Origin of the sequence: Pseudorhodoferax sp. LjRoot39 (genome assembly GCF_964253035.1) — a bacterium.
GTDB lineage: Bacteria > Pseudomonadota > Gammaproteobacteria > Burkholderiales > Burkholderiaceae_C > Pseudorhodoferax.
On record NZ_CAXUQL020000002.1, the window covers coordinates 36,751 to 53,832 of the forward strand.

15 protein-coding genes and 3 pseudogenes are annotated in these 17,082 nt (G+C 68.4%); 3 read left to right on the forward strand and 15 right to left on the reverse strand.

What is annotated here, in order from left to right; translation table 11 throughout:
* Window positions 1-9: 9 nt before the first annotated feature.
* The 6 genes and pseudogenes from ACSQ4M_RS35250 to ACSQ4M_RS35275 all read right to left on the reverse strand — a co-directional run bounded on the left by ACSQ4M_RS35250 (window position 10) and on the right by ACSQ4M_RS35275 (window position 6,416).
* A pseudogene (locus tag ACSQ4M_RS35250) lies at window positions 10-785 on the reverse strand (SDR family oxidoreductase).
* Between the two features lie 26 nt (window positions 786-811).
* Window positions 812-2,458: an AMP-binding protein gene (locus ACSQ4M_RS35255; RefSeq protein WP_436194166.1), complete on the reverse strand. Its 1,647-nt coding sequence runs from the start codon at window positions 2,456-2,458 to the stop codon at window positions 812-814.
* Between the two features lie 3 nt (window positions 2,459-2,461).
* The gene (locus tag ACSQ4M_RS35260; protein ID WP_436194167.1) at window positions 2,462-3,529 is read right to left on the reverse strand and encodes a Bug family tripartite tricarboxylate transporter substrate binding protein; all 1,068 of its coding nucleotides are present in this window, start codon (window positions 3,527-3,529) and stop codon (window positions 2,462-2,464) included.
* A complete protein-coding gene (locus ACSQ4M_RS35265; protein WP_436194168.1) occupies window positions 3,526-4,434 on the reverse strand; it encodes a 3-hydroxyacyl-CoA dehydrogenase in 909 nt (302 codons plus the stop codon). The genes ACSQ4M_RS35260 and ACSQ4M_RS35265 overlap by 4 nt, the downstream gene beginning before the upstream one ends.
* Window positions 4,435-4,485: 51 nt before the next feature.
* Window positions 4,486-5,337: a fumarylacetoacetate hydrolase family protein gene (locus ACSQ4M_RS35270; RefSeq protein WP_436194169.1), complete on the reverse strand. Its 852-nt coding sequence runs from the start codon at window positions 5,335-5,337 to the stop codon at window positions 4,486-4,488.
* Window positions 5,334-6,416: an amidohydrolase family protein gene (locus tag ACSQ4M_RS35275; RefSeq protein ID WP_436194170.1), complete on the reverse strand. Its 1,083-nt coding sequence runs from the start codon at window positions 6,414-6,416 to the stop codon at window positions 5,334-5,336. Before ACSQ4M_RS35275 ends, ACSQ4M_RS35270 begins: the two co-directional genes overlap by 4 nt.
* A gap of 185 nt (window positions 6,417-6,601) precedes the next feature.
* On the opposite strand from ACSQ4M_RS35275, the gene ACSQ4M_RS35280 reads away from it, so the two are divergent.
* Window positions 6,602-7,015, forward strand: a complete 414-nt coding sequence (locus ACSQ4M_RS35280) for a VOC family protein (RefSeq protein WP_436194171.1) — start codon at window positions 6,602-6,604, stop codon at window positions 7,013-7,015.
* Window positions 7,016-7,039: 24 nt separating this feature from the next.
* On the opposite strand, the pseudogene ACSQ4M_RS35285 reads toward ACSQ4M_RS35280, so the two are convergent.
* Window positions 7,040-7,818, reverse strand: a pseudogene (locus tag ACSQ4M_RS35285) (SDR family oxidoreductase).
* Between the two features lie 4 nt (window positions 7,819-7,822).
* A complete protein-coding gene (locus ACSQ4M_RS35290) occupies window positions 7,823-8,608 on the reverse strand; it encodes a TetR/AcrR family transcriptional regulator (RefSeq protein WP_436194172.1) in 786 nt (261 codons plus the stop codon).
* Window positions 8,609-8,797: 189 nt separating this feature from the next.
* Here ACSQ4M_RS35290 and ACSQ4M_RS35295 point away from each other — a divergent pair, with 189 nt between their 5' ends.
* Window positions 8,798-10,396: an ATP-dependent acyl-CoA ligase gene (locus ACSQ4M_RS35295; protein WP_436194173.1), complete on the forward strand. Its 1,599-nt coding sequence runs from the start codon at window positions 8,798-8,800 to the stop codon at window positions 10,394-10,396.
* A 10-nt stretch (window positions 10,397-10,406) separates the two neighbouring features.
* Here the strand turns inward: ACSQ4M_RS35295 and ACSQ4M_RS35300 are convergent, their stop codons facing one another.
* Window positions 10,407-11,207, reverse strand: coding sequence for an SDR family NAD(P)-dependent oxidoreductase (locus ACSQ4M_RS35300; protein ID WP_436194174.1), 801 nt, complete (start codon window positions 11,205-11,207; stop codon window positions 10,407-10,409).
* 76 nt (window positions 11,208-11,283) lie between these two features.
* Between ACSQ4M_RS35300 and ACSQ4M_RS35305 the strand changes: the two genes are divergently transcribed.
* A complete protein-coding gene (locus ACSQ4M_RS35305; RefSeq protein ID WP_436194175.1) occupies window positions 11,284-12,051 on the forward strand; it encodes a DUF2889 domain-containing protein in 768 nt (255 codons plus the stop codon).
* Between the two features lie 36 nt (window positions 12,052-12,087).
* Here ACSQ4M_RS35305 and ACSQ4M_RS35310 read toward each other — a convergent pair whose 3' ends face one another.
* The 6 genes and pseudogenes from ACSQ4M_RS35310 to ACSQ4M_RS35335 all read right to left on the reverse strand — a co-directional run bounded on the left by ACSQ4M_RS35310 (window position 12,088) and on the right by ACSQ4M_RS35335 (window position 17,027).
* Complete coding sequence (locus ACSQ4M_RS35310) at window positions 12,088-12,657, reverse strand: 3-phenylpropionate/cinnamic acid dioxygenase subunit beta (RefSeq protein ID WP_436194176.1); 570 nt, start codon at window positions 12,655-12,657, stop codon at window positions 12,088-12,090.
* 15 nt (window positions 12,658-12,672) lie between these two features.
* Window positions 12,673-14,073: an aromatic ring-hydroxylating dioxygenase subunit alpha gene (locus ACSQ4M_RS35315; protein ID WP_436194177.1), complete on the reverse strand. Its 1,401-nt coding sequence runs from the start codon at window positions 14,071-14,073 to the stop codon at window positions 12,673-12,675.
* A 79-nt stretch (window positions 14,074-14,152) separates the two neighbouring features.
* A complete protein-coding gene (locus ACSQ4M_RS35320) occupies window positions 14,153-14,710 on the reverse strand; it encodes an aldo/keto reductase (protein WP_436194178.1) in 558 nt (185 codons plus the stop codon).
* A 128-nt stretch (window positions 14,711-14,838) separates the two neighbouring features.
* Window positions 14,839-15,267 (reverse strand): annotated as a pseudogene (locus ACSQ4M_RS35325) (aldo/keto reductase); the annotation flags it as partial.
* Between the two features lie 7 nt (window positions 15,268-15,274).
* On the reverse strand, window positions 15,275-16,285 hold the full coding sequence (locus tag ACSQ4M_RS35330; RefSeq protein ID WP_436194179.1) for a fumarylacetoacetate hydrolase family protein: 1,011 nt from the start codon (window positions 16,283-16,285) through the stop codon (window positions 15,275-15,277).
* A gap of 43 nt (window positions 16,286-16,328) precedes the next feature.
* Window positions 16,329-17,027, reverse strand: coding sequence for an SDR family NAD(P)-dependent oxidoreductase (locus tag ACSQ4M_RS35335; protein WP_436194180.1), 699 nt, complete (start codon window positions 17,025-17,027; stop codon window positions 16,329-16,331).
* Window positions 17,028-17,082 lie beyond the last annotated feature (55 nt).

Here is a 17,082-nt window from a genome sequence, read left to right on the forward strand (position 1 = left end):
GAACGGATGTCAGATGCCCGGATAGCTGCCTCCGTCCACCTGGAGGTTCTGCCCCGTGATGTAACCGGAGAGGGACGAACACAGGAAGGCGCAGGCCGCGCCGAACTCCGCCGGCGTGCCGAAGCGTCCTGCAGGGACGGGGCGCAGCATCTGCGCGCGGGCAGCCTCGAAGTTGATCCCTTGCTGCTGCGCGGTCCAGCGCGTCATGCGCGTCAGCCGTTCGGTGTCGATGCGCTCGGGCAGAAGATTGTTGATGGTGACGTTGTCGCGCACGACCTCGGCGGAGAGCGCCTTGGCCATGGCGGTCAGCCCCGAGCGCGCCGTCGTCGACAGGCCCATGGCCGTGCGCGGCGCCTTCACCATGGCCGAGGTGATGTTCACGATGCGCCCGAAACGCCGCTCCCGCATGCCGGGCACGGCGGCTCGCAAGAGCATGAGGGCGCCATCAGGTTCGCGTTGAGCGCGGCGGCCCAGACAGCCTCGTCCCATTCCTCGAAACGGCCGGGCGGCGGCCCCGCGTTGTTCGTCACCAGGATGTCGCACTGCGCCGCCGCCGCACCCAGCGAGGTCCGGCCCGCAGGCGTGTCCAGGTCCGCGAGGATGACGGCCGGCCGGCGGCCGGTCGCCTCTTCGATGGTGTCCTGGGCTTGCCGCAGGCGCCCGGGGTCGCGGCCATTGAGCGTCACCAGCACGCCTTCGCGCGCGAGCGCTTCGGCGCAAGCCCGGCCCAGCCCCTGCGACGATGCGCAGACCAGGGCTTTTCTGTCGGCGATGCCGAGGTCCATGGTTTCGTCTCCCCGTTCGCATTGGGTCAGTCCGGCGTGCGCGCCGGCAGGGCGCCGGCCAGCGGACGCAGGCGGCCATCGAGCAGCGCCTGCCGCACCGCGGCGCGGCCGACCTTGCCCGCATCGGTGCGCGGAACCTGCCCCAGCAGTAGCTCCCTGGGCCGCTTGAAGGATGCCAGGCGCTGCCCGCAATACGCGATCAGTTCGGTGCGCAAGGCCGCCAGTTCCGCAGGCGCGGCCGCATCGCGCGGCTGGACCAGCGCGAACACGCTCTGGCCCCATTCGGGGTCGGGCAGGCCCAGCACCACGGCGTCGGAGACGGCCGGGTGCTGCATCAGCGCGGCCTCGATCTCGGCAGGATAGATGTTGACGCCGCCCGAGAGGATGAGATCGGAACGGCGGTCGCAGAGATAAAGCCAGCCCTGCGCGTCCAGGTAGCCGTAGTCGCCCGCGGTGAACAGGGCGCCGCGCTTGGCCGCGCGGGTCTTCTGCGGATCGTTGAAGTACTCGAAATCGAAGCCGTCATGCATGTAGACCAGGCCCGGCTCTCCGGGCGCCAGCGCGTTGCCGTCGTCGTCCAGGATGGCGAGCTGGCTGAAGGGATACGCACGCCCCACCGTCCCGGGGTGCCGCAGCCAGTCCTCGCTGCCGACGTAGGTGCCTCCACCCTCGCTGCACGCGTAGTACTCGTACAGGACCGGGCCGAGCCAGTCGATCATGCGGCGCTTGGTTTCGGGCGGACAGGGAGCCGCCGCATGGATGACGGTCCTGAGGCTGGACAGGTCGTGACGGCGGCGGACCTCCTCGGGCAGCTGCAGCAGGCGATGGAACAGGATCGGCACCAGCTGCACGCTGTCGATGCGTTCCCGCTCGATCAGGCCGAACACGCGTTCGCCGTCCCATTTTTCCAGCAGGACCACGCGGTGGCCCAGATGCAGCATCTGGATGGCGCGCGAGCCCGGCGCCGCATGGTAGAGGGGAGTGCAGACCAGGTGCCGCCCGTCGCCTGCGCGCAGGCCGAACATGCCGGAATACAGCGGCAGCGTCCGGGCCAGCGCCGCCTCGGGCGTCCCGCCCGTCAGCGGCCGCCGGATCCCCTTGGGACGCCCCGTGGTTCCGGAGGAATAGAACATGACGCTGCCCGCCAGCCGGTCGGCCGGCGGCCCTGGCGGCTGCGCGTCCAGCAGCGGCTGCAGATCGCGGAAGCCCAGGATGCTCCCCGCCACCGCCAGGCGTCCCTGCGCAGGAAGCTTTGCCTGCCGGGCAGCCTGGCTGGCGGCAGCGGCGAAGCGGTGGTCGGCCAGCAGCACCCGGCTGGCGCTGTTGGACAGCAGGTAGGCGAGGTCCTCGGCCGTCAGGTGCCAGTTCAGCGGCACCAGGTAGGCGCCGATCTGCGCGATGGCCAGCGCGCTGGCCAGCCAGTCGCCGGTGTTGGGCAGCAGCACCGCCACCGCATCGCCCGTGCCTGTGCCGCAGGCGCGCAATGCGTGGGAAAGGCGGTCCACGCGTTCGCGCAGTTCGCCGAAGGTGCTGCGGCCGCCGTCGGCATGCACGATCGCGATGCGTCCGGGCTGCTGCTCGGCGATCTTCCAGAAGCCCAGCGCGCCTGCGCAGAGATAGTGAGGATTGATGGCCGGCGTCGAAGTGCCGGCGATGGGGATAGCTTCCGGCATGCGCTACTCGATCGTGATGCCCGCGGCCCGGATTGCTTGGGCCCAGGCGAGCGTGTCCCGCTTCTGCAAGGCCACCAGCTGCTCCGGCGTACCGAGCAGCGGCTGCAGGCCGATACCGGCGAGGAATGCCTGGCCCTCAGGCGCTTCCAGCACCTCGTTGATCAGCCGGTTGAAACGCTGGACGGCCGCGGCCGGTGTTCCGGCCTTGCCGTAGAGCGCCAGCCAGGCGGAGACGTCGAAATCGGGCACACCCGATTCCGCAAGCATGGGAATGTCGCTGGCGGCGGCGATCCGGGTGCGCGTCGTCACGGCCAGCGCGCGCAGGCGGCCGGAGCGCACGTGCGGCAGATAGCCCTGGGGATCGCCGAAAGCATAGTCGAGGTGCCCGCCGATGACGTCGGACACCACCTGGGCCAGCACCTTGTAGGGCACGAAGGTCGACTGCAGGCCCAAGCGCTGGTTGAGGATGGCGCCGGCCAGCCTGCCGGTGATGGCCGAACTGGCGTAGCTCAGCTGGCCCGGCCTGGCCTTGATGAAGGCGAGGAATTCCTGGAACGTGGCGGCGGGTACCCGTGCGGGGTTCACGACCAGGATGTAGGGCACGGTGGCCAGCGAGGCCACGGGCGCGAAGTCCTTTTCCGGATCGAAGGGGAGCGTCTTGTACAGGCTCACATTGGCCGCATGCGTCGAGGAGCCCGTCATGAGGAATTGATGCCCGTCGCCCTTCATGCGGGCCACCGCGTCCGCGGCGATGTTGCCGCCGGCGCCGGGCCTGTAGTCGATGACGAAGCCGATCTCGGGATGGCGCTTCTGGATCTGCTCCGTGCAATAGCGGATCAGTCCGTCGATGGCGCCCCCGCCGGCATAGGCCACGGTGATCGAAACAGGTTTGCCGGGCCACGCGGCCTGGGCGTGAAGGGACGTGTCCCACACCGCAAGCGTGCCGGCCGCCAGGCCGAGCACCTGGCGTCGCGTCGGATGCGTCATGCAAAGGTCTCCATGGAGGTTGGCCGCGCCGCCGCATCGCCGTGGCCGCACCTGCGGTCGCTCGGCAATGCGGGCCGCATTCACAGCGCGCTGGCCTTGAGGCCCGAGGCCGGCACGCGCTGACCGTTCTCGTAGCGGTAGACGCCATGCCCGGTCTTGCGGCCGAGGCGGCCGGCCGCCACCATCTTGATGATCAGCGGACAGGGGCGGAACTTGTCGCCCAGCGTGGCGTGCAGGTACTTCAGCACCGACAGGCGCGTGTCCCAGCCCGTCAGGTCGCCCAGTTCGAGCGGGCCCATCGGGTGGTTGAAGCCCATGCGCAGCGCGGTGTCGATGTCCTCCGCGCTGGCCGTGCCTTCCTGCAGCATCCACATCGCCTCGTTGCCCGCCAGCGCGGACATGCGGCTGGTGGTGAGCCCCGGCGATTCGTTGACGACGATGGAGGTCTTGCCGATGGCGTCGGAGTAGGCGCGGCTGCGCGCCGTGGTCTCGTCGCTGGTGGCCAGGCCGAGCACCAGCTCGACCAGCTTCATCTTGTGCACCGGGTTGAAGAAGTGCATGCCGATCACGCGCTCGGGGTGCGGCACCGCGGTGGCGATCTCGGTGACGCTGAGCGCCGAGGTGTTGGTCGCGACGATGGCGCCGGCGGCCAGCGCCGGTTGTGCGGTGGCCAGCACCGCGCGTTTGATGTCGAGCTTCTCCGACACGGTCTCGATCAGCAGCGTGCCGCCGCGCGCCGCCTGCGCCAGGTCGCTGTCGATGGACAGCCGCGCCTTCGAGGCATCGGCCGCGGTGGCCTCCACCTTGCCCAGGCGCACGCCGTCGTCGAGGATCCTGGCGATCTGCGCGCGCGAACTCTCCAGCGCCTCGGCGCGGTTGTCGACCAGCACCGTCGCGAAGCCCGAGCTCGCGAAGGCGTGGGCGATGCCCGTTCCCATCAGGCCGGCGCCGACGACGACGACCTTTTCATGCTGACGTGCAATTTCCATCAAGCCTCTCCTCCCGTTCATTTCAGATCCAGCTGCAGGGCGCGGCGCGTCTCAGCCGCCCTTGCTGCCCACGATGTTGCGCAGCGTGCCGATGCCTTCGACCGTGGCCTCGACCACGTCGCCCGGTTGCAGGAAGCGGCCGCTGCCCTGCCCCGTGCCCGCGGGCGAGCCGGTGAACATCACGTCGCCGCACTCGAAGCTGGAGCGCTCGTCGACGAAGCGCACGAGTTCGGCGACGTCCCAGGTCATCTCGGCGGTGTTGCCGTCCTGCCGCACATCGCCGTTGACGGCCAGCGTCAGGCGCAGCTGCGGACTCGCCGGTCCGAACTCGTCGCGCGTCACGATCCAGGGCCCCAGGCCGGTCGTACGGTCCTGGCTCTTGGCCGCGAACAGGTCCATGCCGACGCCGGGGGGGCCGCTGCGCTGCAGGTCGCGCGCGCTGACGTCGTTGCCCACGGTGTAGCCCAGCACGCTGGACAGCGGGTCGGCGCGGTCGACCTGCAGCGCACCGATCACCGCGACCAGTTCGACTTCGTGGTCGAGCTCCGCGGTCAGCGGCGGGTAGCGGATGGGATCGTGCGCGCCGATCATGGCGCCGTGCGCCTTCAGGAAGGCGATCGGCTGGCTGTGCGACTTGATGCCGAAGTCGCTGGCCAGGTGCTTGGCGTAGTTGGCGCCGGCCACCACCACGCGCTTGTGGCGTTCGACCGGCGGCAGCAGGCGCACGCCGCGAAGCGGCCGCACGGGGCCGGTCAGCGTCAGCGCTGCCGCGCCCTCGCCGCGCGTGAGGCGCGGCGCCCAGTCGTCGAACGGGCCGGCAATGGCCTGCACCGTGCCTGCGACGGTATCGACCACGGCCCAGAACGGCGCACCGCCGTCTTCGCTGCAGCGGGCGATCTTCATGCCGCGACGGCCGCAAGCTTGGGCGTGGGCGCGCCGACCTTGGCCGGGTCGATGTGCAGCAGCTTGCAGGCGTTCTGCCAGCGGATCTTCTGCAGGTCGGCGTCGGAGATCTTCAGGCCGTCGGTCAGGTCGTGCCGCACGGCATCGCTGCCGCCGAAGTTGCTGCCGTACAGGATGCGGTCGGCACCGACGATGTCGATCAGCGCCTGGCGCATCGGCAGCTCGTGGAGTTCGACATCGAACCAGAAGTTGTTCAGATACTCGAGCACCGGCTTCTTGTTGTGGTGCGTGTCCAGGTTGGGATTGCACTGGGCCAGGCGGCCGAGCTGGTAGGGTACGAATCCGCCGCCGTGCGTGATGTAGACCTTCAGGTTCGGGAAGCGGTCGAACACGCCGCCGTTGACCAGGTACCAGAAGCAACGCGTCTCGTCGTAGTTCATGCCGACGATGGCGGTGGTCTCGTAGCGGTCGGTGTTGGCCTGCTTGCCCCAGGTGACGGACTGGTTGTAGCCGTGCACGAACATCGGCAGGTCGACATCGCACAGCGCCTCCCAGACCGGGTCCATCTCGGGCGAATCGAACTCCAGGCCGCCGAAGTTGGCGCCTCCCGCGACCAGGCCCTTGGCGCCCAGCGTGGTGCAGGCGCGGCGGATCTCCTTGGCCGCCTCGACGGGGGCGTTCAGCGGCGCGTGGGCCCAGGCCATCAGGCGGTCGGGCGCGGCCGAGCAGTAGTCGGCCAGCGTGTCGTTGACCTTCTGCGCGAAGGGCACGCCGAACTCGGCTTCGGCCCAGTACATGTAGCAGTGCGACGGCACGGACACGACCTGCGCGTTCTGCCCCGCCGCGTCCATGCCGGCCAGGCGCGTCTTCGGATCGGCCCAGCGCGCAAGGTAGTCCTCGATCTTCAGCGTGCCGGCACGCACCGCCGCCTTGCGCTCGGGCGAGCCGAGCGTCAGGATCCAGTCGCCCACGCGCAGCTTCACGTCGCCATCGGCGTGCTTCTCGAAGAACGGCCCCCAGTGCGGGTGCTGGTTGTAGTAGTTGGGATGCGGGGCATGGGCATGCAGATCGATCAGCATTGGGTGAACCTTTTGGACCGTGGTTGTTGGGATGCGCTACCGGCAGCGTCGTCGGCTGCGCTGACCTCGATCATGCCAAAGTTAGTCACTTTCTTCAAATGTGTTCAATTAATGGTTTACGCTTACTTCCGGGCGCATACACCCCTGGCACAGTTCGGCATCGGCTGCAGCTCGGGAAGAAGGACATGGACGGCATCCAGCGCATGGACCACTTCACCGTGGTCACCGACAGACTCGACGAGACCTGCGCGTTCCATGCGCGGCTGGGGCTGGTCGATGGAGTGCGGCCCGACTTCGGCGTCGATGGCCGGTGGCTGTATGCCGAAGGCCATCCGGTGCTGCATCTGGTGGCGGTTGGCACGATGCCCATGCCACGCCGTGGCGCGCTCGACCACATGGCATTCTTTGCCCGGGGTCTGGCAACGACGCTGCAGCTGTTGCGACGCGAAGGGATCGCCTACCGGCTGCTGCGGCAGCCGCGCCCCTGGAGCACCTGGCAGGTGTTCTTCTCGGACCCGAGCGGTGTCGAAGTGGAGCTCGACTTCGACGCGGCCGAGACCATCCCGCCCGCGTTGAAGAACGGCCAGCCTGGCGGCTGACCGGCCCCGCGCCCTCGCTTGGCGCTACAGCAAACCGTCGTACGAGCCGCCGTCCACCTGCAGGTTCTGGCCCGAGATGAACGAGGCCTGGGCCGAGCAGAAGAATGCGCAGGCGGCGCCGAATTCTTCGGGCCTGCCAAGGCGGCGCGCGCGCACCATCTTCGTCTGCAGCATGCGTGCATCCTCGAACGTGACACCGCGGGCACGGGCCATGCGCTCGGCCATCTCGATCTGTCGGCCGGTGTCGATGTGCTGAGGCAGCAGGTTGTTGATCGTGACCTTGTCCGCAACGACCTCGCGCTGCAATCCCTTCGCAAACGCAGTGAGCCCGGTGCGCGCGGTGGTCGACAGGCCCATGCCATGCCGGGGCGACTTGACCACGGCCGAGGTGATGTTCACGATCCGGCCGAAGCGCCGGCTGCGCATGCCCGGCACGACGGCATTCATGAGCGCGATCGGCGTCAGCAGCTTGGCCCGCAGCGCAGCCTGCCAGGCCCCAGCATCCCCATCGTCCGGAGCACCGGGGGGCGGACCTGCGTTGTTGCCGACGAGAGTCCCCGGCTCGCTGCACGCGGCAAACCAGGCGTCACGGCCCGAAGATGTGTCGATGTCCGCGACCACCTTGCGCGGCTGCGGCCGGTCGCGCCTTCGATTTGGTCGGCCGCTGCAGACAACCGCACCGCGTCCCGGCCGTTGATGAGCACGTCGCAGCCCTCGGCCGCCAGCGCCATGGCACAGGCCAGCCGCAGGCCGCGCGACGATGCGCACACCATGGCCTTGCGTCCCTCGATGCCCAGATGCATCGCATCAGCGGCGCTGCCCGCGCCCCTGGTTCGTCAAGGCCTGCACCAGCCGGCCGACCCGCTTGGGCAGGTTGACCCGATCGGATGTGCTGGGGACGAGCAGCGCACTCATCACATAGCGGATCAGCATCTCGCACACCAGGTCGCGATCGATCTTGATCCCCAATCTGTCGTCCCAGGCATCGAACACGGGATCGAGGACGTCCTCGAAGCGCACGATCGCATCGTTGAAGATGCGCTTGAAGAAGGTCAGCGCGTAGTCGGGCGCCACCACCAGCAGGCGCCGCGCGCGGCCATGCTCGAGATAGTTGTCGAGATGGTCGACCAGGGCTTTGAAACGTTCATCGGGGTCGTCATGCGGCGCAGTTGCCTCGATCAGCTTGTGATGGAACTCGTCCCGCTTGTGGCGCGAGAACGCATCCAGAAGTTCGTCCTGGGACGAGTAGTAGCGGTAGAAGGTGCCGCGCGAAATGCCCACCATCTTGCACACGTCAAGGATCGAGATGCGACTGGCGCCCGAATCCAGAACGATCTGCTCGGTGGCGGCGAGGATGTTGGCAATCGTCTCGTCCGAACGGCGATTGCGTCGCTTGCGCTTGGGTTCTGGCTTGTCGGGCAGCGCCGCCCGTTCCTTCGCCTTGGCGGCCGGCGCGCGCTTCGCCGCAGGCACGGCTGCGCGCTTGGACGCGGGAGCTGGAACCCGCTTCACTGCCGCCTTGGTGTTGCTGCTGCGCCCCGGGGCCGTTGTCGCCGAACCCTCTTTTTCCTTGGCCATGCTGGAGTCTTTCATGAATGCGCTGCCACAGCAGCTGCCGCGGCGGAACGGAGTGTCAACAAAACATTCAGGGTTAGCCCGGTCTGCATCTTCCTCATCTCTTCCTTAGAATTTAATTCTGATATTGGAATTTCTAGCCTTTACAACGCCTTCGGCACGGGAGACTTTCATATGGTAGGCATGGGGCCTTCGTACGGTTGGGACATGGGAGAGCGCGACACGGTGGTTGCCGCGCTCGAACGTGCGGTTGCAAAGCACCCGGACCGCGTGCTGCTCGATTTTGGCGGCGATCTCTTCACCTATGCGCAGGTCGACCGCCTGTCCACCCGCCAGGCGCATGCCTTCGCTGCGCTGGGCGTGCAGGCGGGGCACACCGTGGTGTCGATGCTGGACAACAACATCGACGCGGTCATCACCTGGCTCGCAGCCAACAAGCTGCGTGCCGTCAGCGTGCCGATCAACACCGCGCTGCGCGGCGAGTTCCTGCGGCACCAGATCGCCGATGCCGGCGCCGCCGTCGTGGTCTGCGAGGCCGACTATCTGGAGCGCATCGCCGCCGTGGCGCAGGGGCTGCCGCAGGCCCAGCTGATCCTGCACCGTGGCAGCATGGCCGCAGGACTGCCCAGTGGCGTGGCCTACGCGCCGCTGGACGCGCACCGTGGCAACGACGACACCCCCTTCGAGCGCAAACCCGAACCGTCGGAGCTCGCCTGCCTGGTCTACACCTCCGGCACCACCGGCCCCTCCAAGGGCTGCATGCTGAGCTACAACTTCATGTGCAACCTGGCCCGGCTGCAGCTGCGCGCAGGTCCGGCCACAGCGGACGACGTGACGATCACCCCGCTGCCGCTGTTCCACATGAATGCGCTGTGCGTTGGGATCATCTCCAACATCCTGGTCGGTGCGCGGGTGGCGATCGTGCCGCGCTTCTCGGTGTCGAACTTCTGGCCCGAGGTGGAGCGCAGCGGCGCCACCATCGCATCCATCCTGGGCAGCATGGGTGGACTGCTGGCACAGGCGCCGGACACGGACGTCGCCAGGCGCTGCGTGGGCCAGATCCACACCGTGCGCGGCAACCCGTTCACGGAGGAAACCAAGGCCATATGGCGAGACCGCTTCGGCGCACGGCAGGTGGGCGGCAACGGCTACGGCCTGACCGAGGCCTGCGTCATCACCTCGCTGGCGGGCGGCGAGTATGCGGCGCCCGGCTCGTCCGGCAAGCGCATCCCCGACTTCGACGTGCGCATCGTCGACGAACTCGACCGAGAGCTGCCCGCCAACACCCCCGGCGAGATCATCGTGCGCCCGCTGCGGCCGGACATCATGTTCATGGGCTACTGGCGCCGGCCCGAGGACACGCTCAAGCTGCTGAACAACCTGTGGTTCCACACCGGCGACATCGGCAAATTCGACGACCAGGGGTTCTTCTACTTCGTCGACCGCAAGAAGGACTACCTGCGCCGGCGCGGCGAGAACATCTCCAGTTTCGAGATGGAGGCGGCCTTTGCGGTGCACCCTGCCCTGGCCGAAGTCGCCGTGCACGCCGTACCCTCGGACAAGGGCGAAGACGATGTGAAGGTCACGGCGGTCCTCAAGCCGGGCGCCACGCTGGAGGCGGCGGATCTGTTCCATTGGGCGGTCGACGCAGTGCCCTACTACGCGCTGCCGCGCTACATCGAATTCCGCACATCGCTGCCCAAGAACCCGCAAGGCCGCGTGCTGAAGTACCAGTTGCGCGACGAGGGCAAGACCGCGGCGACCTGGGACCTCGAAGCCACGGACATCAAGGTCGCCAAGCGCTGAGACGCGCGGCTCAGAGCTCCCGGACCGGCACATGCGCAGGGCGGGAGTTGTAGCCGGGCAGGTGCAGCCCGCCATCGACATGGATGGCCTCGCCCGTGACGTAGCGGGCCATCTCCGACGCCAGGAACACCACCACCGGACCGATGTCGTCCTCGGGCTCGCCACAGCGCCCCAGCGGCCGCATCGCGGCGGACCGCTCGGCGAAGCCCGGATTCTCCGCACACAGCTTGTGGAAGGTCGCCCCCATCGCCGTGGGCGCGATCGCATTCACGGTGATGTTGAAGCGCCCCCATTCCGATGCGGCACTGCGCGTCAACCCCAGGATGGCGCCCTTGGCCGTGTTGTAGTCGCCATGCAGCCAGGCACCGAGCTCGACGTCGATCGAGTAGAAGTTCACGATGCGCCCGCCGCCCCGCTTGCGCATGTGCGGCAGGGCCGCCTTCATGGCCCACCAGCTGGCCCACACCGTCGAATCGAGCGTGCGCGCGAGCATCTCGTCGGTCTTGTCCTCCAGCAGCACGTTGGGCGTGGGCGCGAAAGCGTTGTTCACCAGGATGTCGAGTCCGCCGAAGCGCTCGGCCGCCGCGGCGACGGCCGCCTCGACGCTGTCCTTGCGGGTCACGTCGGTGCGCACGAACAGCGCGCGGGCGCCCAACTCCTCGCATTCGCGCGCGACCACCGGGCCGCTGTCGGCATCCAGCTCGGCGATCACGACGCAGGCACCCTCGCGCGCGCAACGCCGCGCAACGCCGCGCCCGATCCCATTGCCCGCGCCCGTGATCAACGCAACCTTGTCTTGCAGCAAACCCATGGACTTCTCGATGTGGTGTTAAATTGAACAGATTTTTCCAACTTGTTCAACTATTGGCAAGTAAGGAGAACACCTGATGGGCCGCTTCCGGCGCCGTATCGTCATCGTCCACCGCATGCACACCGGCCAGGCGCCTGGCGCAGAAGACGCGGCCGGCGAGGCCCGTGCCTGCCTGGAGGACGATTTTCATCATTTCCGCGTCTCCGTGCTGCACCGAGGCGGCCGCGTGCAGGCCGTGCAGGCCAGCGCCCCGCGCACGCCCTACACCCTGTGCGGCATCGCGGCAGAGCAGCTCCAGCGCCTGCAGGGCATGGCCTTGTCGCCGGTGGCCGGCAGCGTGAGCAGGGTGACGGATGCCAGCGACCAGTGCACGCACCAGTTCGACCTTGCGGGCCTGGCCATCGCCGCAGCCGCCAGCGCGCGGCCACGGCGGGAATACGACATCGAGGTCGAGGACCGCGTCGGCGCGCGCAGCCGGGCCGCCATCCTGCGCGATGGACGGCTGCTGCTGGAGTGGATGCTGGACGGGAGCACCATCGCCGGCCCGGTGCCGTTCGAGGGCGTGTCCCTGAAGGCGGGGTTCGCGCGCCTGGTGCATGCGCGGCTGCCGGTGGACGACGCAGAAGCTGCCATCGCCCTGCGGCGCTGCGCGCTGATCTCTCTCGGGCGGGGCAAGCCGCTGGACCAGCAGCTCCATGCGGCGCCAACGGGCCTGTGCTTTGCCCAGCAGCCGCAGCGCGCACCGCAGGCGCTGCGCGTGGTCGGCTCGACCTGGGACTTCAGCGATGCTGCGCGGCGATCGGACCTGTGCGCCGACGATGGCGACTGGCTCGCCTTTCGCTAGCAGGCCACAGGCCGCGCGCGGCGGCCCGGCCGCAGGTCAGAGGAAGACGGCCAGGTTCGGCGTGCCCAGCACGGCCTGGTCGAGCAGCACCTCACGGCGTGCCAGCTTGAAGCTCTCGCCGTCGGCGCGCAACACGTCGTTGCGCTCGCCGCTGATGAAGTCGAACTCGTCGAAGTTGAAGCGGCTGCGCGTCATGAGCAGGTAGCTGCTCACAGCGTACTCGCCGTCGTTCGGCATCGTGCGCACCCGGATGTTCGTGACGAGACGGCGCGTACGCGATGGCGGATCTTCCGCCCAGGCGCTCTTGCCGGACAGGCGCATCACACGCCCCATGACCGACCGGTAGTCGTCGTGGTAGTGCTGCGTGGTGCGCACCACGCTGGCCTTTTGCTCCGCGGTCGTGCGCGTCGTGCGCAGCGGCGCGGTGTAGACGAGGTCGTTCGCCAGGCGGGTCGCCCATTCCTGCAGGTGGATGCCGTCGAGCAGTTCGGCCTCCTCGTACAGGAATTCGACGATGCGGTTGTAGACCGGCGATCCGACCGGGACACGTTGGCCGACGAACTCGGCCGGCGCTGCGGCGGCGCCGCGTTCTTGCAGTTCTTGCATGGTGTTTCCTCGATGTCAAACTTCGGCGGTCATCAGTTCGCGCCAGTAGGCCCACCAGTGCCACTGGGTGTCGTCCTTGGTGAAGCCTTCGTTCACGATGCCGGGACCCGGCCAGCCCGCCGGCGCGCCGGTCTCGTAGCAGGCCTGGTACTTCATCGTCATGTGCCGCCCCATCGCCCCCTTGGCGGCCAATGTCATGTGCGGCCAGGTGTCGGAGTCGTCCTGCTCCACCATGCCGGAGGTGCCGAACAACTGCACGGTCTGCTTGAGCATCTTCTCGCGCAGTTCGGGCGGTGCGTCCTTTTCGGCGAAGATCCAGTTGACGAACTCCAGCTTGTCCGGGCCGCGCGGCACGTAGGCGTGCATGGTCATCGAGCCGACGACCGAGCCATCGCCCTGCGGGATGTAGACGAAGCCGAACAGCACGTTCGGGAAGATGCCTCCGACCTGCGGCGGCATGGTCGTCAGCACCTGCAGCTGCTCCGGCGTGAGCTTCTCGAACAGCTCGTCCACCATGGACGCCGTCATGCCGGCCGGCGGCAGCGCATCCAGCTTCTGGCGCACCGACAAGGTCTTGGGGTCGAGCCCGGCCAGGCGCTGGATCTTGCGGCCCAGGTCGATGCAGCGCAGCGCATGGCCATGGGGGGAGCTGACCTCCACGCCGTACATCTCGGGACTCAGGTCGGCACCGCCGCCCTCGCCGTCGCCCTTCTTCGCGTAGTTGCCCACCTCGCCCAGCCAGCGGTGCAGCGTCAGCGTGTGGAAGCCATCGGCGGCGGACTGCTCGCCAGCGGCCTTCCAGTTCGCGCGCACGATGAAGCGCTGCGGCGGACCCAGCACCTCCATGCCCTTGAGCGTGCGGCAGAACAGCATGTCGTAATACCACTTCGTGTCGCCGAGGAACTCGTCGAACGAGGGGCCGTTGATATTCCAGGTGGCGAACACGAGGCCGCCGTACAGCGCGACCCGCGCCTTCTTCAGCCCGAGCTGCTCCTTGGACATCATCTTGCCGTGCATGCACTCGCGCTCCACCGGTGAGCCGATGAACTCGCCACCCGGGCGGAACGCCCAGCCGTGGTAGATGCACTTGTGGATCTGCGTGTTGCCGCAGTCGGCCGTGCTGATGCGCATGCCGCGGTGCGGGCACACGTTCAGCATCACGTGGACCTGGCCTTCCTTGTCGCGCGACACGATCACCGAGTCGGACCCCATGTCGCGGACCATGAAATCGCCGGTGTTCGGAATCTCGGACTCGTGCCCGAGCATGACCCAGATCTTGCCGAAGATGCGGTCCATCTCCATCTCGTAGAGCTCGGGGTCCGACAGGGCGCGCATCTGCACCTCGCGCGTGGCGGGAATGACCAGGTCGGCAACCTTGGTCCCGTCGGACAGTGTGGGGCTTGTCTTCGTCAGCATGGGAGAACTCCTGGGCGTGTGGGACGAGTTAATTAAGACACTTTTGACGATACTGTGCACTAAATGCCAGAATGGCGACCTAGTAGGAACCCCAACCACCGCTGCGCAGATGCGGTGCCTCGGCTTGGCGCGGTGGTGCCGCGCTGACCAACGCGGGGCCGTGCACGCGCGGCGCCATGGCATCGATGAAGGTGTACGGGAAGGCGGCAGGCAGGGCCCCCGCGGCGTCGAGCCGGGCCTCCAGTTCGGCCGGCAGCTGGAAGTCCAGCGCGGCCAGCGTGTCCTCGAGCTGGGCGACACGCGTGGCGCCCAGCACCACCGACGCGACGGCCGGCCGGTTGGCCACCCAGTTCACCGCCACCTGCGCCATCGGCCGGCCAACGGCACGGGCCACCGATTCCAGCTCTGCCACGATGCGCCAGTGGCGCTCGCGCGTGCGGCTCAAGGCTGGCGTGGCCATCGCCGCCGTGGCCTTCAGGCGCCCTCCGTCCTGCCCGGCCGCGTCCACGCCCGGCCGGTACTTCCCGCTGAGCACACCGCCCGCCAGCGGGCTCCACACCATGAGCCCCATGCGCAGAGCCTGGCACATGGACGGGAACTCGTAGTCGATGCCGCGCTCGGCCAGCGAATACTCCATCTGCAGCGCGCAAGGCGGCTCGCGGCCCTGCAGGCTGGCGACGGCGTGCGCGCGTGCGGCGTACAGGCCGGGACGTCGGACAGACCGAAGTGGCGCACCTTTCCCTGCGTGACCAGGTCGTCGAGCGTGCGCAGCACCTCCTCCACCGGCGTGACGCGGTCCCAGGTATGGAGCAGATACAGGTCGATGTATTCGGTGCGCAGGCGCCGCAGCGACCCCTCCACCGCTCGCAGAATGTTTTTGCGCCCGTTGCCCGCGGCGTTCGGGTCGCCCTCCTGGTTGGCGAAGTTGTGCGTGAACTTGGTGGCAAGCACGATGCGCTCGCGCATGCTGCGCTCGGCGATGAACTCGCCGAGCCAGCGCTCGCTGGTTCCCTGGGTGTAAACGTCGGCTGTGTCAATGAAGTTGCCGCCAGCCTCCAGGTAGCGGTCCAGCAGCGCGGCCGCGACGGCGCGGTCGCAGCCCCAGCCGTTCTCAGTGCCGAAGGTCATCGTCCCCAGCGCCAGCCGCGACACGCGCAGGCCGCTGCCGCCCAGCAGGTGGTAGGTCATGCCCATGGCTGGCTCAGCGGGTGTTGTGCTCGACGCGCTCGGGCACCGTGATGCGAGTCCGCAGCAGGCCGAGCTGCGCGATCTCCAGCTCCACGACGTCGCCGGGCTTGAGCATGCGCAGTTGCTCCAGCCCGCAGCCGTTGCCGACCGTGCCCGAGCCGAGGAATTCACCTGGGTACAGCGTCTCGGAGCGCGAGATGTGCTCGATCACGTCGCCGAACTGCCAGTGCATGTCGCGCGTGCTGCCGCGGCCCCACTCCTCGCCGTTGACGCGCGCGACCATCGTCAGGTCGTAGGGGTCCTCGATCTCGTCGGCCGTCACGAGGCAGGGGCCCATGACGTTGGCCGTGTCGAAGTCCTTGCTCTTGGCCGGCCCCAGCATCCCGACCATCTCGATGGCCTGGGCATCACGGGCGCTGATGTCGTTGAAGATCGTGTAGCCGAGGATGTACTCGTGGGCGCGGGACTTCGGTACATCCTTGGCGCGGCGGCCGATGTAGCAGCCGAACTCGAGCTCGAAATCCAGCGCCTTGGAGAAGCCGGGCCAGACCACGTCGTCGTCGGCACCGATCACCGCGAAGCGGTTGCACTTGTAGTAGATCGGCTGGCGGCGGAAGGTGTCGAGCACGCGCTCGTCGGACTTGGTGTTCATCGCCTTCAGCGCCGCCTCGGGATCGGGACTGCGTTGCGCGCGCATGCGCCGGGCGGCCGCGAAGCTCTGCTGCAGATGCAGCTCGAAGCACGAGCAGTCGCGCATCTGGATCGGCGGCTGGATAGGCGCGCGCAGCCGCACGTCCTCGCGTGACAGCACGGCCGCCGTCGGTGCGCGCGCCACCAGGGCGCGGGCTGCCTGCAGCGCGGCATCGCCGCCTTCCACCAGCGCCTGCACGCTGGCGAAAGCCGGGTGGGCAGCGCCGTGCAGCGCCTGCTGTGCGGCCTGCAGCGACAGCACGGCCTGGCCGTTGTCGAGCAGCGCGCCGGCCAGCTCGGGGCCTGGATCGTGGGTGAACGTGACGAGTCTCATCGGTTGGTCTCCAAGGGGTTGTGTGGTGGTCCGGCGCCAAGGCTCAGACGCGCCCGGCCACCGGCAGGCAGGCACCGGTGATGGCCGCGGCCTCGTCGGACAACAGGAAGGCGACGATGCCGGCCAGGGCCTGCGGCGTGACCCAGCGCGCGAAGTCGGCCTGCGGCATGTCGGCCCGGTTAGCCGGCGTGTCGACGATGCTGGGCAGCACCGCATTGACGGTGACTCCCCGGTCCTTGAGCTCCTCGGCCAGCGCCTCGGTCAGGCGCATCACGCCGGCCTTCGATGCTGCGTAGGCGCCCATGCCGGCCATGGCCTTCAGCGCGGCCTGCGCGCCGATGTTGACGATGCGCCCTCCGCCGCCAGCCAGCAGGTGCGGCAGCGCGGCGCGCGTGGCCGAGACCGCGCTGCGCAGGTTCGTGGCGTACATGCGGTCCCAGGTGTCGAGCGCGCCATCCGCGAGTGTCTCCCAGACGAAGCCGCCGGCCACGTTGACCAGCGCGTCGAGCCGGCCCCAGCGTGCGCGCACCGCAGCCATGGCGGCCTGCGTGGCTTCGGGCTGCCCGAGGTCGACACCGCCGAGCCGCAGCATCCCGTCTTCGTCACCGCCGGGCCCGGCGGCGGCACGGTCGAGCAGCGCGACGCGCGCCCCCTGCGATTGCAATTGCACACCGACCGCGCGTCCGAGGGAGCCGAAGCCTCCCGTCACGACGATCACCCGGTCGTGGAATGGTCCAGACATGGCGTAAACCCTATAAGTTAGACAGATCTAATGAAAGTGTTCATGAATTAGACTT